Source organism: Planomonospora corallina (assembly GCF_042650625.1).
GTDB classification, from domain to species: domain Bacteria; phylum Actinomycetota; class Actinomycetes; order Streptosporangiales; family Streptosporangiaceae; genus Planomonospora_B; species Planomonospora_B corallina.
Genome location: NZ_JBHSBM010000039.1, coordinates 21,034 through 42,037, shown reverse-complemented (window position 1 = coordinate 42,037; position 21,004 = coordinate 21,034). Strand labels below are relative to the sequence as shown.

Below are 21,004 nucleotides of genomic sequence, written 5' to 3'. Positions count from 1 at the left end.
GGCGGCGGATCCCGCGGCGAGCAGCAGGCCGGCCTGGCTGAGCGCGTACGCGTTGATGATCCACTGCACCTGCGCGGTGTCCGCGCCGAGCTCCGCGGTCAGCGTCGGGATCGCGACGTTGAGCACGGTGTGGTCGAGGACCACGACGAGCTCGGCGAGGCAGAGCACCGCGAGGACGAGCCACCGGGTCCGCAGCCGCTCCGGTGCGGGGGGCGCGGTCACGGCGCGGCCGGGACCGTGCCCGCCCGCCGGGGCGCGAAGGCGGCGACCGGGTTGCGCAGCGTGCCGACCAGCTGCAGCGCGGCCGACGGGTCGGCGAGGTCCACCATCTGCTGGTTGTCGCGCAGCTGGAGCCGGTTGAGGCAGGACAGCGCGAACTCCGCCGCGAACAGGTCGTAGCGGGCGAACCGGTCGGCCAGATGGGGGGCGCTCTCCTGGTACGCGAGCGCGCACTCGGCGACCGTGCCCCAGAACTCCTCCTGCGTGAGCACCCCGCGTTCGGCGAGGATGACGTTGAGGTAGCGCAGGAAGCCGTCGAACACGTCGGTGAAGATGGACAGCAGCCGCATGTCCTCCGGCACGTCGGCGCGGACGCGCTCGACGGACTCGGGCAGGGTCGCGCCGGGGTCCATGACGACGATCTCCTCGGCGATGTCCTTGAAGATCACCCGGTTCACGGTGTCGCCGTCGAGCACCAGGATGACGTTCTCGCCGTGCGGCATGAACGCCAGGTCGTAGGCGTAGAACGCGTGCAGCAGCGGGGTGAGGTAGGCGTCCAGATAGCGGCGCAGCCACACCCGCGGAGGCAGCCCGGAGCGTTCGATGAGCGTCGCGGCCAGGGAGTGGCCCTGCTGGTCGACGTGGAGCAGCGAGGCCATGGTGGCGAGCCGCTCGCCGGGCCGCAGCGCCGGCACCGGGCTCTCGCGCCACAGCGCGGCGAGCATCTTGCGGTAGGGCGAGTAGCGGTCGGTGGCCGCTTCGAACTGCCGGTGCCGGTAGCCGATCGCGGCGCGTTCGCGCAGGATGGTGAGCCCGCTCGCCCGGAACGCCTCGTCGCCCGCGATCAGCTCCGCCAGCCAGTCGTTGATGGCGGGGGTGGCCTCCATGTACGCCGCGGACAGTCCGCGCATGAAGCCCATGTTCAGCACCGACACGGAGGTCTTGACGTAGTGCCGCGCCGGGTCGGAGACGTTGAAGAAGGTGCGGATCGACTGCTGGGCCACGTACTCGTCGGGTCCGCGGCCGAGGAAGACCAGCCGGCGGGTGGCGAGCTCGCCGGCGAAGGTCACCGACAGCTTGTTCCACCACTGCCACGGGTGCACCGGCAGCAGCAGGTAGTCGGCCGGGTCGAGACCGAGGTCGGAAAGGGTGGCGGCGAACGCGGCGACGGTCTCCGCGCCGAGCTCGGCGCGGACGTGGCGGTCGTAGTCGGTGTCCGCGCTGCAGGTGAACGTGGCGTGGTCGCGGTGCGCGGCCAGCCAGACCAGCCGGACCGGCGCCGCCACCTCCGGCGCGTACCGGTGGTAGTCGTCGACGCCGAAGCCGATCCGGCCGTTGTTGGCGACGAAGCCCGGGTGCCCCTCGGTCATGCCGGACTCGATGGCCTGGAAGTCGGCGGCGGCCAGTTCCCGGGCGCACCGGGCGCGGTGGCCGAGCTTCCAGGCGCTGCTCGCCAGGGTGGCGGTGATCTCCTCCAGGTACACCGGCAGGATCTCGTCGCGCAGCCCGAGCGCGCCGCGCAGGTCGAGGCAGAGGTCCAGCGCGTCCAGCGGCAGCTCGGCGCCGGCCCGGCGCCGGGTGATGCTGTCCGCGTCGATCTCCCAGTGGTCGAGCGCGTACATGCGGGCGGTGAACCGGTACTCCACCGTGCCGTCGTCGCTGCGGACCGTGAAGCCGTCGCCGTCGGGGACCGGGGTCAGCAGTCTCTCGTGGGCGAACTCGGCGAGCGCCTTGCGCACGAGCAGCCGGTTGGCGCGCTCCCAGTGTGCGGGGTCGAGGTGGGCGGTGGCGGCGTTGGTCACGCGGGTACTCCGGTGGCGGCGAGGAACTGCGCGCGGGTGCATACGCTGAGCAGTGCGGTCTTCTCGGGCTTGGTGATCGGGCCGACGACGGTGAAGCCGACGGCGGCGTTGAGGGCGTGCACGGCGGTGTTGCGGACGTCGGGTTCGACGACCACCCGGCGCACGGCGGGGTCGGCGAAGAGCCAGGCCATCACGGTGGTGATCACCGCGCGGGTGAAGCCGTGCACCGGCGTCTCGGCCGGCGCGGTGAGGAAGTGCATGCCGACGTCGCCGTCCTCGGGCTCGTACAGCCCGGCCAGCTCGACGTGGCGGGGGTCGTAGCGTTCGGCCAGGAACGCCGGCTCACCTCGGTACAGGCCCAGGTACGCCCCGCGGTGCGGGTGCTCGACGATGCGCCGGTACTCGGCGGCGACGGTGGCCGCGTCGGCGCCCTGCATCATCCAGTACACCGCCTTGGGGTGCGTCACCCAGCGGTGTAGCGGCTCGATGTCGGCCTCGACGTCGAGCGGGCGCAGCGCGTACTCGCCGCGGACGAAAACGGCGGTCATGCCGTCGGTCATGCCTGCCCCCCCGCCGGCGCGCCGAACTCCTGGAAGGCGATGCTCTTCTCGATCGGGTAGTGCTCGCGGCCGAGCAGCTCGCGCACGATCCACGAGTTGCGGTAGGCGCCCATGCCGAGGTCCGGCGAGGTCACGCTGTGCGTGTGCGTGCCGGCGTTCTGCACGAAGACGCCGCGGCCGGTGACGTCGATGCTGTAGTTGCGGGCCACGTCGTAGCGGCCGGCCGCGTCCCACCGGATGCGGTCGCGGATCGGCTCCAGGAACGCCGGCACGGTGTGCTGGTATCCGGTGGCCAGCACCAGGGCCTCGGTGGTCAGCGTGAACTCGCGCCCCTGCTCCTCGTGGCGCAGGTCCAGGGTGTACGTGCCGGTGGCCTCGTCGCGGGCGGCACCGGTCAGCGCGGTGTTGGTCAGCAGCCGGGTGGGCACCGGCCGGTCGACGCTCTTGGCGTACAGCAGGTCGTAGATGGCGTTGACCAGCTCGGAGCTGATCCCCTTGAACAGCCCCTTCTGCTCGCTCTCCAGGCGGTACCGGGTCGGCTCGGGCAGCGCGTGGAAGTAGTCGACGTAGTCCGGTGACGTCATCTCCAGCGTCAGCTTCGTGTACTCCAGCGGGAAGAACCGCGGCGACCGGGTGACCCAGTTGAGCTGGTACCCGTCGGTGTCGATGGTGCCGAGCAGGTCGTGGTAGACCTCGGCGGCGCTCTGCCCGCTGCCGACGACGGTGATGCTGCGCTTGCGCCGCAGGGCGTCGCGGTGCGTCAGGTACGCCGAGTTGTGCACCACGTCGCCGAGGTCGCCGAGGTCGCCGAGGTCGCCGAGGTCCCGGCAGGCCTCCGGGATGTGCGGCTGCGTCCCGGTCCCCAGGACGAGGTGCCGGGCGCGGTAGGTGTGCCGCTCACCGACGTGGACGGTGTAGAGCCCGTCCCGGTCGTCGTAGCGCACCTCGGTCACCGCCTGGCCGAAGCGCACGTTGCTCAGCCGGCCCGCGGCCCAGCGGCAGTAGTTGTTGTACTCGCTGCGCAGCGGATAGAAGTCCTCCCGTATGTAGAAGGGGTACAGGCGCCCGGACTCCTTGAGGTAGTTGAGGAACGAGTACGGCGACGTCGGGTCGGCGAGGGTCACCAGGTCGCAGAGGAAGGGCGTCTGCAGGTGCGTGCCGTCCAGCACCATCCCGGGGTGCCAGCCGAAGTCCGCCTCCGGGCGGGCCTCGAGGAACAGCCCGTCCAGTTCGGCGATCGGCTCGGTCAGGCACGCCAGCCCCAGATTGAACGGGCCGAGCCCGATCGCGATGAAGTCGTGGGTGGACATGGCGGGTCTCCTGAGGGTCGGGTGAGAGGTCGGGTGGCGGGTCACGAGGCGGTGCAGGCGAGCACCGGGCCGATCGCGTGTTCGACGTACCGGCCGGCGTGCTCGGCGACGAGCTCCACGACGGCGGCGATGTCGTCGATCGTCGTCTCGGGGTTGAGCAGGGTGAACTTGAGGAACTGCCGGCCGTCGACCGTGGTGCCCGCGACCACCGCGTCGCCGGAGGCGGCCAGCGCCTTGCGGGCGTGCAGGTTGGCGGCGTCGGCGTACACGCGTCCCGGCCCGGTCGGCAGGTAGCGGAAGACGACGGTGCTCAGCTGCGAGCGGGTGACGACCTCGAAGCGGGGGTCCTCGCCGAGCAGGTTCCAGGCGGCCGCGGCCCGGTCCACCACGTCGTCGAAGAGCTCGCCGATCGCGTCGGCGCCCATGATGCGCAGGGTCATCCACAGCTTGAGCGCGTCGAAGCGGCGGGTGGTCTGCAGGCTCTTGTTCACCTGGTTGGGGATGCGCTCGGCCACCATCCGCTCGGGGTTGAGGTAGTCGGCGTGGTAGGTGGCGTGCCGCAGGGTACGGCCGTCGCGCACCAGCAGCGCGCTGGAGCTGACCGGCTGGAAGAACGACTTGTGGTAGTCCACGGTGACCGAGTCGGCCTGCTCGATGCCGTCGAGCAGGTGGCGGCGGGTGCGTGAGGCCAGCAACCCGCACCCGTACGCGGCGTCGACGTGCAGCCACACGCCGGCCGCCGCGCAGCGCCGGGCGATCTCGGGCAGCGGGTCGATCGAGCCGAAGTCGGTGGTGCCGGCGGTGGCGACCACGGCCATGACGATGGAGCCGTCGCGGCGGCAGCTCTCGAGCGCGCGGTCGAGCGCCGCCGGGCGCATCCGCCGGTCCGCGTCGACCTCGACGGTGACGACCGCGTCGGGGGCCAGGCCGAGCAGCTTCGCCGACTTCTGCACGCTGAAGTGGCCGGCGGCGGAGGCGAGGACGCGCAGCCGGGGCAGCGCCTGCGCGCGAGGCAGCCCGGACGCGGCGAGCGCCTCCTCCCGGGCCAGCAGCAGGGCCTGCAGGTTGGACTGGCTGCCGCCGCTGGTGAAGATCCCGTCGGCGAGCGGGCCGAGGCCGATCCGCTGGGCGGTCCAGTCGATCAGGCGCTGCTCGATCAGCGTGCCGCCGGCGCTCTGGTCCCAGGTGTCCAGCGAGGAGTTGACCGCGGACAGCACCGCCTCGCCCAGCAGCGCCGGGATCACCACCGGGCAGTTGAGGTGGGCCAGGTAGCGGGGGTGGTGGAAGTACACCGCGTCGCGCAGGTACACGTCGTTCAGCTCGTCCAGCGCGGCGGACGCGTCGCCCAGGGGCCGGTCGAGGTCGACCGTGTCGACCTCGAGGGCGAGGTGCTCCGGGGCGATCCCGGTGAACGGCCGGTCGGTCCCGGCGATCCGGTCGGCGACACGGGCCGCGCCCTCGGTGACCGTGCGCAGGTACCGGTCGGCCGTGGCGTTGGTGAGCAGGTGCTCGCGGGCGGCGGGCAGCATGGGGTCTTCCTCCGGGGGTTGCGGGGGATCAGGCGGAAGCGGCCGGGTTCGGCCGGACGGCGGCGGGCGTGCGGGCGGGCGCGAACCGGCCCTGGTGCCGGACGCCGAGCAGCACGCCCAGGCCCAGCACCACGATCGAGCCGAGGGCCACGGCGGGGTAGCCGAACCAGGCGGCGGCGGTCAGGCCGATCGACGACGAGACGAAGGAGCAGGCGAGCCCGACCGACGACAGCATCGTGAAGTCCGTGCCGGCGCTGTCCGGCCGCGAGTAGTCCATGTTCACGGTGTAGATCACGACGTTGACCCCGGTGTACGCGGCCATGAAGGCGCTGAGCGCGACGGTCGTGCCGAGGGTCGGCGCCTGGCCCGACAGCAGCGGCAGCAGGCCCGCGGTCGCCACCGCGAGCAGGGCGCCGCCGATCACCAGGACACGGGCGCGGCCGGCGCGGCTGACGAAGCCGCCCGCGACGAGCCCGGCCACGATCGCCGGGATGCTGACCACGACGCCGGTGACGATCCCGATGCGGCTCTCGGACCAGCCCGCGTCCACCAGCGCCGGGGTGACCAGGGCCCAGGCCGCGCCGGAGCCGATGTAGACCAGGGTGACCACCGCGAACGTCCACCGGCGGCAGCCCGGCTGGGCGAAGACCGACAGCAGCGCCCGGTACGCCGGGCCCAGTCCCGGTGCCCGGTCGGTGCGCGGGTCCTCCCGGAACCGCCACACCGTGATCAGGCCGAGCGCGGTCAGCGCGGCCAGCAGCAGGATCGCCGCCGTCCATCCGCCCTGGTCGTAGACGACCAGGCAGAGGCCGCCGCCGAGCACCGTGCCCAGCGACACGCCCGCGAGCTGCACACCGTTGCCGGAACCGCGCTCGGACTCGGCGAGCAGCCGTACCGCGATCGCGTCGACGGCGATGTCCTGGGTGGCCGACAGCAGCACGTAGGCGGCGCAGACCAGCACGAGCGGGCCGAGGTCCCCGCCGGAGGAGGGGGCGAACGGCAGCAGCGCCAGGAGGGTGAGGACCAGGCCGGACTGCAGGACCAGCAGCCAGGACCGGTAGTGCCCGCGCGCCGGCGAGCCGAACCGGTCCAGCAGCGGCGCCCAGAGCACCTTGAGCGGCCAGACGAGGCCGATCAGCGTCAGCGCGCCCAGCGTCTCCAGCGAGGTGCCGCCGTCGCGGAGGATGGCGATCAGCCCGATGGAGACGAAGCCCACCCCGATGTACTGGGTGGTGTACAGGCTCAGCAGGATCGCGTTGCGGCGCATCATCGGGCGCTCCAGTAGGCGAGTGAGGAGATCCGGTCCTTGCCGACGCCGAGCTCCCGCCGCAGGTGCTTGGTGAGCGCGCGGGTGCTGGCGGCCTCGCAGGCGATCCAGTAGTACGCCGCGGGCGCGGCCGGCACCCCGGCGCGGACGGTGTCGACCAGCAGCCGGCCGTCGTCCTGGCGGGGGAGCCACGTCACCGTGTGGTGCTCCCGGGCTCGTACCGGCAGCGCCCGCTCGTCGTCGTGGGCGTACTCGAGCCAGATGGTGGCGGCGACGTCGGGCGCCGAGTCCAGCAGGCTGTTGATCGCCGGCAGCGACGCCGCGTCGCCGGCGGCGTAGAGGTGCTCGGGGGCGGGATCCGGCCAGGTGAATCCCGTGCCCTGCACGGTCGCCTCGATCGTGTCGCCGGCGGCGGCCGCGGTGGCCCAGCGGGCCGCGCACCCGTCGTGCAGGGCGAACTCGAGGCTGAACCGGCCGGTCTCCGGGTCCGGGTCGACCAGGGTGTACGCCCGCTGGTGCGGCCGGCCGCCGTCGTCGAACCAGAGCCGGACCCACATCGTCGGATGGACGCCGCAGGCGTCGAGCAACCCACCGTCGTCAACGCGCAGACGGTGGTAGCGCCCGCCGACCGGTTCGGTCTCGAGCACCGTCAGCCGGAAGTTCCGGCCGCCGAGCGCTCTGAGGACCAACGCCTCCCAATTAGCCACGTTTCCTCCGGTAAGGTCATCCTTAGTAAGGAGAGGTTAACCTAAGGGGGGTCACATGCGGAGGGGTGCCACCCATCGGGATGAGTGGGGCATTCCGCACATGTGGGGCGACACCGTCGATGACCTGTCCTACGTGCAGGGATTCACGGCCGTCACCGACCGCGCCTGGCAGGTGCAGACCGAGAAGTGGCGCTCCGAGGGCCGGCTCGCCGAACGGCTGGGCCCCGCACACGTCCCCTGGGACCGGTTCGCCCGGCGGGCCCGGCTGGACGACACCGCCCGCCGCTGCTTCCAGCGGCTGCGCCCGGAGACCAGGCGCTGGATCGAGGCCTACGTGGACGGCGTCAACGACGCCCTGCCGCACGCCGAGGCCCCGGAGTTCGGCGCGACCGGGTGCGCTCCCGACCCGTGGCGGCCCTGGTCGCCGCTCGGCGTCTTCCTCGTCCAGCACATCCTCTTCTCGACCTTCCCGAACAAGCTCTGGCGCGCCCACGTCAGCGCCACCCTGGGTCCCGGCGCCCACGACCTGTTCGCCATGGAGGGACCGGCCGGCGCGGGCAGCAACGCCTGGGCGGTGGCGGGGGACCCGGCCGCCGGACGGCCCGCCGTGATCGCCGGCGACCCGCACCGCGTACTCGAACTGCCGGGGATCTACCAGCAGGTCCGCCTCGCCTGCCCGGAGTTCGACGTGGCCGGGCTGGCCTTCCCCGGCGTCCCGGGCGTGCCGCACTTCGGCCACGCCGGCCCGGTCGCCTGGGCCATCACCAACGCGATGGCCGACTACCAGGACCTCTACCGCGAACGGCTGCGCCGCCGCGACGGGCGGATCGAGGCCCGGGAGGCGGACGGCTGGAGCGCCGTGCAGTACCACGTCGAGCGGATCGAGGTGCGCGGCGGCGACGCGGTCGAGGTCGAGGTCGTCGAGACGGCGCGCGGCCCGGTCATCGACGCCGACCGGACCACCGGCGAGGCGATCAGCCTGCGCACGCCCGCCCGCGCCGGCGGCGAGCTGGGCTTCGACGCGCTGCTGCCGCTGCTGCGCGCCCGCCGCGCCGGCGACGTCGCCGAGGCCCTGCGCGAGTGGGTGGAGCCGGTCAACAGCGTGCTCGTCGCCGACGACACCGGCACGGTGCTGCGCCTGGTCGCCGGCCGGGTGCCGGTCCGCGACGACCGCTGCCGCGCCGAGCCGGTCCCGGCCTGGGACCCCCGCTACCGCTGGCACGACGGGTACGCCCCGATGCCGTCCGCCGCCGTGCCGGACGTCGAGGTGCACGCCAACGACCGCCGCGCGGGGGACACCGCGGAGCTCGGCGGCGACTTCGCCCCGCCGCACCGTGCCCGCCGCATCCGGGCGCTGCTCGCCGACGGCACGCCCGCCGAAGCCGTGCACACCGACACGTCCGCCGACCCCGCCGTCCTGCTGGGCCTGCTCCGGCGGCTGCCCGCGCAGGGGCTCGGCCCGGCCGGGGCGGCCCTGCGCGAGCGGCTCCTCGCCTGGGACGGCCGCATGGACGCCGGCAGCGCCGACGCCGGCGCGTTCGCCGCCTGGCGGGCCGCCCTCGCCCGGCGGCTGGCGGACGAGCCCGCCCTGCGCCCGCTGCGGGCGCCGAGCGCCTTCGACGAACTCTTCACCCCGTGGACCGACCCGGCCACGCGCGTGGGCCTGGCGCTCGACGGCCTGGTCACCGCACTGCCGGGGCTGGGCGGCGACCCGCTGGCGCCGGCCGCGGCGGCGCTCGACGAGGTGGCGGCCGGTCCGGAGCCGGGCGCCTGGGGCGAGCGCCACCTGCTGCACCCGGTGCACCTCGGCGTCGACCCGGCGGTGGACGCCGCCGTCGAGGCTCTGCGCGCCCGTACCCGGCTCTCCGGCGACAACGACGCGGTGCTGGCCACCAGCAGCGTGCCCGGGGTGTCCGACGCCTGCTGGCGCGGGCCCGTCGCCCGCTACGTCTGGCAGGTGGGCGACCGGGCCGCCAGCCGGTGGATCGTCCCGTTCGGAGCGTCCGGCCGCGCCGGCGACCCGCATTTCCTCGACCAGTCGGCGCATTGGGCCGCCGGCGAGCTCATCCCTGTGGAAGGAGACCCGACGATGGCTGAGGTCGTGTACGAAGAGGACCTGCCGGGCCTGGGCCGGTTCAGCCTGACCGTGCTGGACCCGAAGGCGGACGCCGAACTGGTGCACGGCTGGGTCACCCAGCCCCGCGCCGCGTTCTGGGGCATGCTCGACCACTCCGTCGAGCGGGTCCGGGAGATCTACGAGCTGGTCGACGGCCTCTCCACCCACCACGCGTTCCTGATGCGGCTCGGCGACCGGCCGATCGGGGTGTTCCAGAGCTACGAGCCGGACGCCGACCCGGTCGGCGAGCGCTACGACGTGCAGCCCGGCGACGTCGGCATGCACCTGCTGCTCATGCCCGGGGAGCAGCCGCCCCCCGGCCTGACCGTGGCGGTGGCCTCGGCCCTGGGCCGGTTCCTGTTCCGCGACCCCGGGGCGCGACGCGTGGTCGTCGAGCCCGACGTCCGCAACGACCGGGCCCTGAACCGGCTGAAGGTCTCCGGCTTCAGCTTCGAGGACGAGATCGACATGCCGACCAAGCGGGCGCAGCTGGCGTTCATCACCCGCGAGGAGTTCACCGAGCTGTTCGGCGACCCCGCGGCCGCTCAGCGCACGGAACCCTCGGCTCCGTAGCCGCCGCCGGGGCGACCGCGATCGCGGTCGCCCCGGGATACCCCGAGATGGCCGTACGGCCGGCGTGGCTGAGGGGGTTCTCAGCGACTCTCAGCGAGATCGAAGGTCCGGTGGAGCAGACTTCCAGGGTCTTCTCCAGCCCGCGGAGGTCCGAATGGGGAGCCGTTCCGGTGACCACGCGATCACGCCGTCGGCCGGATGGTGGCAGCGGTGGGCGTCGTGGGCGGGTCACGCCGCGAGCGGGACGGCCGCCGTGTACGGCTGCGTGCTGCTGGTGGCCGGGCTCAGGGGATACCGCTCGTTCCTCGGCGTCACGGACCTCGGCCTGCCCGACGTCACGTGGCCGGGCGCGGCGGTGCTGCTCGTCGGGGCCGTGGTCGCGGCCGCCGCCGTACGCCCGTGGGGTGCGCGGGTGCCGCCCGGCGCCGTGTCGGCCGGCGTGTGGGGCGTGGCGGCGCTGGCCCTGACGGGGAGCTGCTGGGTGCTGCTCAACCTGATCCAGCTGGTCCTGACCGGTACGGTCACCGACCGCCACGGCGACGGCGACTGGGTGACCTTCGCCGAGCGGTTGTGCCTGGCCGCCGTGGGAGCCCTGTTCACGGCCACCGCGCTGGCGCATGCGCGCCGCAGTGCCGGGCTCTGCCCCCGGTGCGGCCGGGCGCACCCTCCGCAGGTGTCGGGCCGGCGGCACCCCGCGCCGCACGCGGCGCCCCCGGCGGTGCGGCGGATCGCCTACGCCGGCTGCTGCGCGTTCCTCCCCTACCTCACCCTGCACGCCCTCGGCGCGGCCGGCGTCCCGGGAATCGAGCCCGGCGGATTCCGGCCGGCCTGGTCCATGGTGCTGGCGGGGGCCTGCGGCGTCGGGCTCGCCGTGTTCCTGCTGCTGGGACTCGTCCGGCCGTGGGCATGGTCTTTCCCCGCTGGACGCCGTGGCTGTCGGGCCGGCGGGTGCCCCGGTTCCTGCCGCTGGCGCCGGTCTGGGTGCTCGCGCCGACCCTCGCCCTGTACGGCACCGGAAGCGGGATCCTCGCCGGCGCGGGCGTCCTGGGCGACGGCCTGTCCGGCATCGGCGGAGCGGCGTCGCTGGCGTTCGGCGGATACGGCTGGGCGCTGGCCGTCGCCGCGGTCTCCTACCAGCGCCGGACCCGGCCCCTGTGCGTCCCGGCGAGTGCGCCGGTCGGCTAGCCGCCGAGGAATCCCTCGATCGCCTCGGCGAAGGCCTGCGGAGCGGTGACCCAGGGGTAGTGCGCCCCGGGCAGCACGATGCCGGTCCCGCGCGGGAAGATCCCGGCCAGTTCGGCCGCGTGCTCGGGCAGCGGTGCCGGATCCTGCTCTCCCGCGATCACCAGGACCGGCGCGGTGACCTTCGCCAGACCCGCTCGGGTCTCCTCGGCAGCGGGCATGCCGGTGTGGAAGCGTTTCGCCGCCTCGGCCGAGCGTTCGGCGAACCGCGCGGCGTGCGCTTCGGCCGCCTCGTTCCAGGGGCTGTAGAAGAACGGCTGCGCCCTCAGGCGCCGGCTCTCGTCGCCCGCGTCCCACGCCCTGAGGTCAGGCAGTCTGCTCTCGTACCAGCTCTCGCCGGCCCGGCGCTCGATCTGGGCGTACCACTGCTCATCGGTCATCTCGATCCCCACCGGGTGCACGCTCGGTGTGACCAGCACCAGGTGCCCTATCCGCTCGGGGTACCGGGCCGCGTACAGCAGCGCCAGCCCCCCGGCCGCCGAATGCCCGAGCAGGTCCATCCGTTCGAGCCCCAGACGCGCACGCAGCGCCTCGACATCCGCGACCATGCGGCCCACCGCGTACGTGTCCGGATCGAGTGGCGCCGCGGACTCGCCGGTTCCCCGATTGTCCAGCAGGAAGAGCCGACGCCGGGCTGTCAGACCACCGAGATCCTCCAGGTATCGCGAGGACCGCCCCGGCCCGCCCGGCAGGCAGACCAGCGCCGGCCCTTCCCCTCGCTCGTGACAGACGAGCACGGTCCCGTCATATGAAGTGAAACTGACCATCCCGCCATCCTTGGCATGTCGACCCCGGCAGAGTTCGAGAACACGATCATCGTGGCATGACGGTCCGGTAACGCGACCCCACAGGACTCGGGCCGGGCCGAACGCCGGAAGACACTCGACGAGCTGATCGACGATCATCGCCGGGCCGCGCGGCCCTTTCGGAGGGTTCCTGGCTCACGCCCTGTACCGGACCACGTGATTCATGCCGGGACCCCCGCTCCGAGGGGTGCGCAGACCGGCCGGGTGCGGCGCAGGCAGGACCAGGCGGCCACGGCCAGGGCGACGCCGTACACGGCGAAGGCGCCCAGCCCGATCCAGGTCACCAGCAGGGCGTCGCCCGGGGTGGGGAAGTCCCCCCGGGGAACGGTCACCGCCCCGAAGGTGCCCAGTGCGGCGTAGACGAGTCCGATCGCTCCGTAGGGCGCGAGCGTGGCGGCGCCGATCAGCGCGGGGGCCAGCGGCAGCCAGCGCGGCACCCGCCGGCCCCAGGACCGTACGGTGGCCGAGACCGTCACCGCCGCCGAGGCGGCCACGGCCACGATGATCCAGTCCAGAGCGGCCGGCCCGCTCGCCTCCGGCCCCATCGGGGGCCTGACGGTCGATTCCGCCCGCATGCCCTCTGTCGAAAACGAAACAGTGGTTCGTCATACGAATTTGTTACCCTTGGCCGGTGAGCAAGCATGTCGACGGCCCGATCGGGGTGGTGGCCGCGCTGGTACGGTCCGCTTTCCTGGTGGACGCCGTGTACGCAGAATCCGCCCGCGAGTACGGCCTGACCCAGCAGCAGGGCCAGTTGTTGTGCGTCCTGATGCCTCGGCCGTACGGCATGAGCGAGCTGGGCGCGATGCTCGGCCTGGCCAAGTCGAGCCTGACCGGCCTGGTCGACCGCAGCGAACGCAACGGCCTGGTCCAGCGCAAGCCCGATCCGCACGACTCCCGCGCGGTGCGGGTGGCGCTCACCGGGCGGGGGGCCAGGCTGGTCGACGAGTTCTACGCCGAGACCTGCCGTCGCATCGAGGAGCTGACCGCCGGGCTCGCGCCCGAGGAGCGTGACACGCTCGCGGTCCTGCTCGGCCGCGTCGTGGAGGACAACAAGGTGCCCAGCGTGTTCATGGAGCCGGACCACTCGCACTGACCGGAAAAGGGGTTGTAGTTCGTGCTGCGAACCAATATGATTCGTAGCACGAACTTAATCCCCCTTTCTGTGGTGGAGTGTCAACAATGAGTCGTACGGTTGTCGTCATCGGCGGCGGTCACGGTGGTTCCGCGGCGTGCTCGGCGGCGTCCTGCGCGAGCAGCGGCAGGGCGGCGCCTCCCGCGGCGGCCGCCGTCCTGGCCGGACGTCGGGAGATCATCGAGGCGTATGAGGAACTCTGCGCCGACCTCGGCGAGGATCCCGCGGACGTCGGACTGGCCTGGTTGCTCGCGCAGCAGGGCGTGACCGGGCCGATCATCGGTCCCCGGACGATCGAGCAGCTCGACGGCTCGCTCCGCGCGCTGAGGATCACCCTTGACGACAGCACGCCGGCCAGGCTGGAGGAGCTGTTCCCGCCGCCCGGCCTCAGCGGGGCCGGGCACGCGCCGGAAGCATACGCCTGGTGAACATCTTCTCTGAGAGGTCGAGCAATGTCCGCACATGACGTCGTCTTCGGGTTCGGCGCCCATTCCGGCATCGATGACATCCCCCAGCTGCTGCGTATGACCCGGCAGGCCGACCGGGACGGGCTGGACGTCTTCTCCCTGTCGGACCACCCGTACCTCGGCGGGCGCGTGGACGCCTACGCCGCGCTCGGTTTCATCCTCGGGCGCACGGAGCGCATCGCGGGATTCGCCAACGTCACCAACCTGCCGACCCGGCCCGCCCCCATGCTGGCGCGGACGGTGACGTCGCTGTCGGCGATCTCCGGCGGCCGGATCGTGCTGGGCATGGGCGCGGGCGGGTTGTGGGAGCGGATCTCCGACATGGGAGTGCCGCGGTTGGCGCCCGGCGAGGCCGTGGACGCCTTCGAGGAGGCGATCGTCTTGGTCAAGCTGCTGTCGGGCGGCGGTCCTGCGGTCACCTTCCGGGGCCGGCACTATCGGGTGCACCGGATCGAGCCCGCTCCGGTGGCCGCGCCGCCGGTGTGGACCGGCTCGGTCGGGCGCAAGTCCCTGGCCGTCACCGGCCGGGTGGCCGACGGCTGGATCCCCGGTCATGCGGCCGACTGGCTCAGCGAGCGGTACCGCACGTCGCGGCCGGTCATCGAGGAGGCGGCGGTGGCCGCCGGCCGTGATCCGGGTGAGATCCGCACGGTCTTCAACCTGCCCGGGGACATCACCGACCGGCCGCTGCCCGCCACCCGTGACCGGGACGGGCGCTGGCTCGGCGGCTCCGTGGAGCAGTGGGTGGAGGAGTTGACCGGGGCGGTGCTGGAGCACGGTGCGTCGGGTTTCACGCTCTTCGCGGCCGATCACGGTGTCCCGGACCTCACCGCCCTGGCCCGCTGGGCTCAGGAGATCGCCCCGGCCGTGCGGGAGGCCATCGCGAAGTAGCGTGCGGGCTGAAGGGCCCGTCGTCAGGCCGGGCCGGGCAAGGCGAGGCCGAGGGCGTCCGGTGGGGCTGAGACGGCGGTTCGGCGGAAGCGTCAGGGTGCGATCCGCTCCTGAGGACCGTGCCTTCCTCGCGACCCTCGCCTCGGCCATGCCCTTCACCCCGGATCGCGACAGCCCTGGGTCACTGGTTCGAATCCGCTCCGCCGGCCGCGCCATCGGGCCGACACCGGTGGGCACGGCCATCGCCCTCTTCCTCCGATCTCGATGTCGCGATCACGGAGGATCACGCGATGGCCGTCCTCATGTCCGGTGGCACGCCTGTCGGCTGGGGAAACTCCTACATCACTTCCGTGGACGCAACCGCATCCCGGGTGAGGCGGGTGAAGGCGTCGTGGATGATCCCGGCGCTGGTGGAAGCGTCGAGGGCAAGGCCCTGGTGGTCGCCGGGGAATTCGATCGGCTTGATGCCGAGCTGCTCGGCGAGTGCGAGGGCGGAACGGAGGGGGACGCCGTCGGGCGAAGCCGCTCCGACTCCGATGGCGATCCGGCCGGCGGCGGAACGCAACGCGGGGAGGTCCGGCACGAAGCGCAGCACGGGCAGCAGGACGTGGGCGAGGAAGAAGCCGATGTTCTCCTGGATCCGGCCCATCATCTCCAGCGCTTCGGGAGGCATCTGGGAGAAGTCGGGCATCTGCGGCGGGCCGCTGGGCTCCCCTTCGATCGTGGTGATGAATTTCCGCATCGCGGCGTCAGGCCCTTCGGCGCGGTAGGTGTCCTGGACGTTCTGGAATACCGTCCGCCAGTGCTCGCGGTCGGACAGTATCTCCGGAATCGGCGGCTCGTGGGCCACCAGGGCACGGACCTGCTCAGGGTGGCGGGCGGCCAGGTCCAGGGCGGTGAGCGCGCCGCCGCTGTTGCCCAGTACGCAGGCGGGTCCGCCGCCGTGCGCGGTGAGCAGCCGGTGTGCGTCCTCGGCGAAGACGGTCACGTCCTGATCACGAGCGGGCCCGGTCAGAGGGCTGCGTGACAGGCCGCGCTGGTCGTAGGTGATGACGGTGTACCGGGCGGACAGTGCCGTGGCGAGCCCGGCCAGCGCCCCGGCGTCGGCGGGCGCACCCGGGATCATGAGCAGCAGCGGCCCGGAGCCCCTGATCTCGTAGTGCAGGTTCGCTCCCGGAACCTGGAGTGTCCTGATCTGGACATCGTTCATGGTCTTCTCCGTGCGTGGTGGTGGATGGGTTCAGAGCGGCTGATAGGTCAGGTCCATGACGCCTGTGGCGAACGCGGCGGATCGGACCAGCTTCAGCGGCACCCGGCCGGCGCCTTCGGGGAAGAGCCGGCGGCCGGTGCCGAGCACGACCGGGTGGACCAGGAGACGGAGCTCGTCGATGAGCCCGGCCTCCAGCAGGGCCCGGGTCAGGGTGATGCTGCCGGACAGGTTGATGTTCCCGCCCGGCCGCTTCTTGGCCTCGGTCAGCGCGGTGACGGCGTCGCCGTCCAGCAGCGTCGAGTTCGCCCAGGCCGCCTCGTCCAGGGTGGTCGAGACGACCATTTTGGGCAGGCTGTTGATCCGGTCGGCGAGCGCGCCGGTCTGGTGGGGCCAGACCTCGGCGAACGTCTCGTAGGTCGCCCGGCCCAGCAGCAAGGTGTCGGCCTCCTCGTGCATCGCGCCGACCGCCGCGTTCATCTCCTCGTTCAGATACGGGAAGTGCCAGGTCTCCGGCGCCTCCACGACCCCGTCCAGAGAGATGAACAGTCCGGACACGATCTTTCGTTTCGCTCTCATTCCGTTGCTTTCGTTAGCATGTGTCGCTGGTCTCCAACGATGGCGCGCCGGGCTGACCTGCATCAACGCGTGATCAGCGAAGCGGTGGTTAGCCGGACTCAACGATCGGGGGCACGATGCTGGAGCGGCAGGAGATCCAGATCTTTCTGGTACTCGCGGACGAACTGCACTTCGGCCGCACGGCCGAGCGCCTGCGGCTCACTCCGGGACGCGTCAGTCAGACGATCAAGAAGGTGGAACGGCTGATCGGTGCGCCGCTGTTCGAGCGGACCAGCCGTCACGTCCGGCTCACGCCACTCGGCGCCCGGCTGGCCGATGAGCTGAGGCCGCATGTCAAGGGCATCCAGGACGCGTTCCAGCGGGCGGTCGACACGGGGCGGGGCGTCACCGGCGTGCTGCGGGTGGGATTCCTCGGCGCCCTCGCCGGCCAGCTCCTGCTCAAGACCGTCGGCGTGTTCGCCGCCCGTCACCCCGACTGCGAAGTGCACATCCACGAGACGCAGTGGCACGACACCGTCTCCCGGATCTTCGACGGCGACATCGACGTCCAGATCACCGACGTTCTGTTCGCCGCCCAACCAGGCCTCACCCCGGGCCCGGTGCTGGTGGCCGAGCCGCGTCTGCTGGCCGTCCCGGCCGACCATGCCTTCGCCGGAAGGGACGCGGTACCGGTAGCGGCGCTCGCCGACCACCCGGTGATCCAGGTCCCGGTGGACATCCCGCGGAAATTCCAGTCCGACCGGACTCCGTCGCGTACCGGGGACGGACTGCCCGTCCCACAAGGCCCGCGGGCGACGAGCTTCGGTGAGGCCCTCGCCCTCATCGCCGCCGGCCAGGGTGTCTTCCCCGTCGGCGAGCACGCCGCCCGCTTCTATCCTCGTCCCGACGTCGCCTACGTCCCCCTCCAGGACGCCCCGCCCATCCACTGGGGTCCCATCTGGCTCACCACCAACACCAGCGGCCGGGTCCGCGAGTTCGTCCGGGCCGCGACCGACGCGGCTCGAGCGGTTCACCCCTGATTCCCGTACCGGTCCTCTCCACGGGCCGTGCGCCTGCCCGATGAGCGGGCCGCCGTACCGCTGGAAGGCCGGATCGAGCGGGATGCCCGGCGGACTGACCGACGAGTATCACCGAGCCGCGTAGTCACTCCGAAGGACTCCCCGCTCAAGCCTGTACCGCTTCAGAATTCATCACAGGGCGCTTGACCTGCATCCGGTACTGAATTCCGGCTCTTCCGGCAGAGCGCGCCGGTCCGTTCGACCGGGCGGATTCGGAGCAGGCGCTCGCGGTCGTGGGAGTCGGCGGTGTGGCGGGCGAACCAATCCGCGACCCGCCGCAGGGTGCCGTCGTCCGTACCCGCGTCCAGCAGCAACTCCGGGCCGATGAGGGCGGCGACCTCCTCGAAGGCGTCCCCGTGGTCGGTGAGCGTCCAGCCGCTCCACTGCGGGGCCAGCCACGCCGGATCGAGGAGGCAGTCCAGCGACCACCAGTCCAGGCGGCGGGCGGGGACGTCCAGGAAGGCCCCGCTCCAGGGGATCGACTCCAGCACCGCGAATTCGAGGGCCTCCTCCTGGTGGGAGGCGAGCGTGGCGGGTCCGGACAGCAGCGGCTCGGCCAGCCCGCTCGCCCAGCAGCCGCGGAAGGACAGGCGGCCATCCTGGTCGCGGACGGTGATGAGGGCGGAGGCGACCCGGGTCAGGTCGTCGTCTTCGGTGGGTGCCTGAGCCCACTGGCCTGTCAGCGGAGAGGGGGGTTCGTCCAGGTAGAGCACGGTGTCGTACGGCAGGCCGAGATACTCCATGATCTGATACAGGCCGCGCGGCGCCCACGTCACCGTCCAGCCCGGCCACAGGGCGGCCATGATCTCGAGCCAGGCACGGATCTCGCGCAGGCCGGTGCGGGGGTAGCCGGCGATCTCGCGTTCGGTGTGGACGAAGAGCCGCCGCTCGTGCAGGTCGAGCAGGGCCACGGCCTGCCACCACACGGAGTTCATCCAGAAGGCCGCGTGGCCGCCTCGCTGCCGGTGGATGAAGTCGAGGGTGCGTTCCGGACCCCAGAGCAGATCGCGGTGGAAGGTGGCGGCGCCGCCGTGCTGTGACCAGACCCGGTGCCCGTGACGGTCGACGACGACGTAGTGGGCGTTCCCGGCGCTCATGACCGCCAGGCTAGAAGATGGCGGGGTCCGGTGATCGTCTGCAGGCCCGGGGCGCGCGGCCGGGTAGGTGGGAACCGCTGTCCGCACGATGTCCCTGATTCCTGCTTCACACGCCGGTAGCCGGGCTGGTCATGGCAGGGCTGAGGACGTCGGTCCGGCCTGCGGTCAGGTGGCCGTGCCCGCGAGTGCCGGGTTCTCGGGTGCACCGTTCTGACCGGGCTCTTCGATCCAGCGGACTGTGATCGGATGACAACTCCAGGATTCGGCTCCATCGGGGGCTCTCCGTGCCGCCGTACGGTGGCCGGTCGAGTGGCTCCTGACGGGAGGTCGGCCGGGGATTCACGCGAGCGATCACCGAGCGACCATGGGCCCTTGACCGTCGCCGGCGCATGGTCAACGGAGAGAGCCCGCTCTGGCGAAATGCCGGTTCAGGCCTCACGCGCCGCGTTTTCAACGCGGTACGAACCCGCCTCGGGTCCCGGGGCGATGGGCCGCGGCCCCATGTCGTGGCCCGTCTGGGCGAAGGCCCGCATGAGCGGTGTCTCGTCCGCAGCGCGCCGGATCAGTGCCCATTCGGTGCGTGGAGCGTCGTGCACGGGCAGGTAGACGATGCCCGGATAGGTGTAGTAGCGGTCGACGTGGGCGTTGAGCGTGCTGACGATCTGTCCGGCGGCGATGAGCGTGAGCGCTTCGTGGAAGGTGCGGACTCGCGGGCCGCGCGGGACGGGCCGTCCGGCCGGAGTCGATGCGGGGATCATGGCGTGGATCCAGTAGTCCGGTGCCGCCGGGCCCGCGTCGAGGACGTGACGGCCGGCGAGCTCCTCCATCGACACCGACGTGCGGCGGGCGAGGTCAGAGGTCTCGGCGACCGCGAGCACGCGGCCCTCGGTCAGGACCACCGGGCCCGCGGTGAGATCGGTTTCCCGGACCGGCAGCCACATCAGCTGCATGTCGACCTCGCCGGAGCGCAGGGCGGTGAAGGGCTCGCTGAAGTGGAACTCGGTGGTCTGGACGTCGCAGCCGGGGTGACGGGTGCGGAATTCCTCGATCACCGGGCGCAGTTCATTGCCCAGGGCGCCCATCACACCCAGCCGCAGGGTGCCCTGGACGCCCTGCGCGGTGCTGGTCGCCCGGGCGAGGCCGCTGTGGATCAGGTCGTAGGCCCGGCGCAGGTCGTCGTACAGGCGGCTGCCGATGGGAGTGATGCGCACGGTGCGGCTGGTGCGCTCGAACAGAGGGGCTCCGATGCGGCGTTCCTGCTTCTTGATGGACTGGCTGACGCGGGCCTGGGTGATGCGGAGCTTCTCGGCGGTACGGCTGAAGTGCAGTTCCTCGGACAGGGTGAGGAAGATCTCGATGTCCCGCAGCTCCATTCCGGCCCTTCGATCCATAAGTGCTGGGTTATGGGCTGATATCGGAGCCGTCGTTGATCCCCGGGCAGGCGGTCCGGAAGGCTTTCCCCATCGATTGCGATCCACCTGAGGAAAGTCTCCACGCGTGCTCGATCTCTCCGTCCCCGCCGTCGAGGTGGTGGACCTCACCCAGCGCTTCGGCTCCGTACTCGCCGTCGACCGGCTCGGCCTGAGCATCCCGCCGGGGATGTTCTACGGCATCGTCGGTCCCAACGGCGCCGGCAAGACCACCACTCTGACGGCCGTGTGCGGGCTGCGGGAGCCCACTTCGGGCTCGATCAGGATCGCCGGGCACGATCTCCGCACCGAGCGGGAGGCTGCGCTCGCCCAGCTCGGCGTCATGATGGACGGGCTGTCGCTGCCCGAGCGGCTGACCGCCACCGAGGTCCTGCGCTACAGCGCCGGGCTGCGCGGCCTGGATGACGGCTGGCGGGCACGGGCGGGCGACCTGCTGGAGATCCTTGGGCTGGACGCGGTCCCGCGCACACTGATCGTGGAGTACTCCACGGGCATGCGCAAGAAGATCAATCTGGCGCTGGCGATGCTGCACCGGCCCCGGGTGCTGGTGCTGGACGAGCCGTTCGAGGCGATCGACCCGGTCTCGGCCCGCTCCATCGAGCAGGTGCTCAAGCAGTACGTCGACGCCGGCGGCACGGTGGTCCTGTCGAGCCACATCATGGACTTCGTCGAGCGCAACTGCCGCCGGGTGGCGGTGGTGGCCGGCGGCAAGATGCTCGTCGAGGGACCGGTGGAGGAGGTGGCCGCCGGTTCGACGCTGCACGAGCGCGGTCGTGTACACCGTGTGGGGCGGCATGTGGCTGTTCGGGCCGCTGGCCCGGCCCCGCCATGATCCGTCAGTCATCGCGCGCGAGTGGCTGCGCGGTTACCCGGTGCGGCCGTGGCGGCTGGCGCGGGCCCTGTCGTGGACCGAGCTGCTGGGCGTCGGCCCGCTGATCACGCTGGTGTGCCTGTCGTCGCTGGTGGTGCCGGCGGCACCGGGTGGTCCCGGGGCGGCGGCGATCGCCGC

21 protein-coding genes and 1 pseudogene are annotated in these 21,004 nt (G+C 72.2%); 8 read left to right on the top strand and 14 right to left on the bottom strand.

Going from position 1 to position 21,004, the window contains the following annotated elements:
• The 7 genes and pseudogenes from ACFOWE_RS26720 to ACFOWE_RS26690 form a co-directional block, all read right to left on the bottom strand.
• Positions 1-222 (bottom strand): annotated as a pseudogene (locus tag ACFOWE_RS26720) (MFS transporter); the annotation flags it as partial.
• Complete coding sequence (locus ACFOWE_RS26715) at positions 219-2,021, bottom strand: IucA/IucC family protein (RefSeq protein ID WP_377292540.1); 1,803 nt, start codon at positions 2,019-2,021, stop codon at positions 219-221. The pseudogene ACFOWE_RS26720 and the gene ACFOWE_RS26715, both read right to left, overlap by 4 nt.
• Positions 2,018-2,569 carry a GNAT family N-acetyltransferase gene (locus ACFOWE_RS26710; RefSeq protein WP_377292538.1) on the bottom strand — a complete coding sequence of 184 codons (552 nt, stop codon included), beginning with the start codon at positions 2,567-2,569 and terminating at the stop codon, positions 2,018-2,020. The genes ACFOWE_RS26715 and ACFOWE_RS26710 overlap by 4 nt, the downstream gene beginning before the upstream one ends.
• Before the next feature lie 8 nt (positions 2,570-2,577).
• Positions 2,578-3,891, bottom strand: a complete 1,314-nt coding sequence (locus tag ACFOWE_RS26705; protein ID WP_377292536.1) for a lysine N(6)-hydroxylase/L-ornithine N(5)-oxygenase family protein — start codon at positions 3,889-3,891, stop codon at positions 2,578-2,580.
• 41 nt (positions 3,892-3,932) lie between these two features.
• Positions 3,933-5,420: a pyridoxal phosphate-dependent decarboxylase family protein gene (locus ACFOWE_RS26700; RefSeq protein WP_377292534.1), complete on the bottom strand. Its 1,488-nt coding sequence runs from the start codon at positions 5,418-5,420 to the stop codon at positions 3,933-3,935.
• 28 nt (positions 5,421-5,448) lie between these two features.
• Complete coding sequence (locus tag ACFOWE_RS26695; protein WP_377292532.1) at positions 5,449-6,690, bottom strand: MFS transporter; 1,242 nt, start codon at positions 6,688-6,690, stop codon at positions 5,449-5,451.
• A complete protein-coding gene (locus ACFOWE_RS26690; RefSeq protein WP_377292530.1) occupies positions 6,687-7,394 on the bottom strand; it encodes a siderophore-interacting protein in 708 nt (235 codons plus the stop codon). The genes ACFOWE_RS26695 and ACFOWE_RS26690 overlap by 4 nt, the downstream gene beginning before the upstream one ends.
• A gap of 55 nt (positions 7,395-7,449) precedes the next feature.
• Between ACFOWE_RS26690 and ACFOWE_RS26685 the strand changes: the two genes are divergently transcribed.
• A complete protein-coding gene (locus tag ACFOWE_RS26685; RefSeq protein ID WP_377292528.1) occupies positions 7,450-10,083 on the top strand; it encodes a GNAT family N-acetyltransferase in 2,634 nt (877 codons plus the stop codon).
• A gap of 228 nt (positions 10,084-10,311) precedes the next feature.
• Here ACFOWE_RS26685 and ACFOWE_RS26680 read toward each other — a convergent pair whose 3' ends face one another.
• Entirely contained in the window at positions 10,312-10,683 is a 372-nt protein-coding gene (locus ACFOWE_RS26680; protein WP_377292526.1) for a hypothetical protein, read from the bottom strand.
• Positions 10,684-10,983: 300 nt separating this feature from the next.
• On the opposite strand from ACFOWE_RS26680, the gene ACFOWE_RS26675 reads away from it, so the two are divergent.
• Entirely contained in the window at positions 10,984-11,268 is a 285-nt protein-coding gene (locus ACFOWE_RS26675; protein WP_377292524.1) for a hypothetical protein, read from the top strand.
• Here ACFOWE_RS26675 and ACFOWE_RS26670 read toward each other — a convergent pair.
• Positions 11,265-12,092: an alpha/beta fold hydrolase gene (locus ACFOWE_RS26670; RefSeq protein WP_377292522.1), complete on the bottom strand. Its 828-nt coding sequence runs from the start codon at positions 12,090-12,092 to the stop codon at positions 11,265-11,267. The two genes, ACFOWE_RS26675 and ACFOWE_RS26670, sit on opposite strands and share 4 nt — an antisense overlap.
• A gap of 200 nt (positions 12,093-12,292) precedes the next feature.
• A complete protein-coding gene (locus tag ACFOWE_RS26665; RefSeq protein WP_377292520.1) occupies positions 12,293-12,706 on the bottom strand; it encodes a hypothetical protein in 414 nt (137 codons plus the stop codon).
• Between the two features lie 56 nt (positions 12,707-12,762).
• Here ACFOWE_RS26665 and ACFOWE_RS26660 point away from each other — a divergent pair, with 56 nt between their 5' ends.
• The 3 genes from ACFOWE_RS26660 (at position 12,763) to ACFOWE_RS26650 (ending at position 14,624) form a co-directional block, all read left to right on the top strand.
• Complete coding sequence (locus ACFOWE_RS26660) at positions 12,763-13,227, top strand: MarR family winged helix-turn-helix transcriptional regulator (protein WP_377292518.1); 465 nt, start codon at positions 12,763-12,765, stop codon at positions 13,225-13,227.
• A gap of 86 nt (positions 13,228-13,313) precedes the next feature.
• Positions 13,314-13,694: an aldo/keto reductase gene (locus ACFOWE_RS26655; protein WP_377292516.1), complete on the top strand. Its 381-nt coding sequence runs from the start codon at positions 13,314-13,316 to the stop codon at positions 13,692-13,694.
• A 24-nt stretch (positions 13,695-13,718) separates the two neighbouring features.
• Entirely contained in the window at positions 13,719-14,624 is a 906-nt protein-coding gene (locus ACFOWE_RS26650) for an LLM class flavin-dependent oxidoreductase (protein WP_377292514.1), read from the top strand.
• A 337-nt stretch (positions 14,625-14,961) separates the two neighbouring features.
• Here the strand turns inward: ACFOWE_RS26650 and ACFOWE_RS26645 are convergent, their stop codons facing one another.
• Complete coding sequence (locus ACFOWE_RS26645) at positions 14,962-15,834, bottom strand: alpha/beta fold hydrolase (RefSeq protein ID WP_377292512.1); 873 nt, start codon at positions 15,832-15,834, stop codon at positions 14,962-14,964.
• A 30-nt stretch (positions 15,835-15,864) separates the two neighbouring features.
• Positions 15,865-16,410, bottom strand: coding sequence for a dihydrofolate reductase family protein (locus ACFOWE_RS26640; protein WP_377292510.1), 546 nt, complete (start codon positions 16,408-16,410; stop codon positions 15,865-15,867).
• A gap of 116 nt (positions 16,411-16,526) precedes the next feature.
• On the opposite strand from ACFOWE_RS26640, the gene ACFOWE_RS26635 reads away from it, so the two are divergent.
• A complete protein-coding gene (locus ACFOWE_RS26635; protein WP_377292508.1) occupies positions 16,527-17,429 on the top strand; it encodes a LysR family transcriptional regulator in 903 nt (300 codons plus the stop codon).
• A 161-nt stretch (positions 17,430-17,590) separates the two neighbouring features.
• Here ACFOWE_RS26635 and ACFOWE_RS26630 read toward each other — a convergent pair whose 3' ends face one another.
• Positions 17,591-18,565: a hypothetical protein gene (locus tag ACFOWE_RS26630; protein ID WP_377292506.1), complete on the bottom strand. Its 975-nt coding sequence runs from the start codon at positions 18,563-18,565 to the stop codon at positions 17,591-17,593.
• 428 nt (positions 18,566-18,993) lie between these two features.
• Entirely contained in the window at positions 18,994-19,938 is a 945-nt protein-coding gene (locus ACFOWE_RS26625; RefSeq protein WP_377292504.1) for a LysR family transcriptional regulator, read from the bottom strand.
• A gap of 124 nt (positions 19,939-20,062) precedes the next feature.
• Between ACFOWE_RS26625 and ACFOWE_RS26620 the strand changes: the two genes are divergently transcribed.
• Complete coding sequence (locus ACFOWE_RS26620; protein WP_377292502.1) at positions 20,063-20,827, top strand: ABC transporter ATP-binding protein; 765 nt, start codon at positions 20,063-20,065, stop codon at positions 20,825-20,827.
• The coding region (locus ACFOWE_RS26615) for a hypothetical protein (RefSeq protein ID WP_377292500.1) at positions 20,790-21,004 on the top strand (215 nt) is incomplete at its 3' end. The genes ACFOWE_RS26620 and ACFOWE_RS26615, both read left to right, overlap by 38 nt.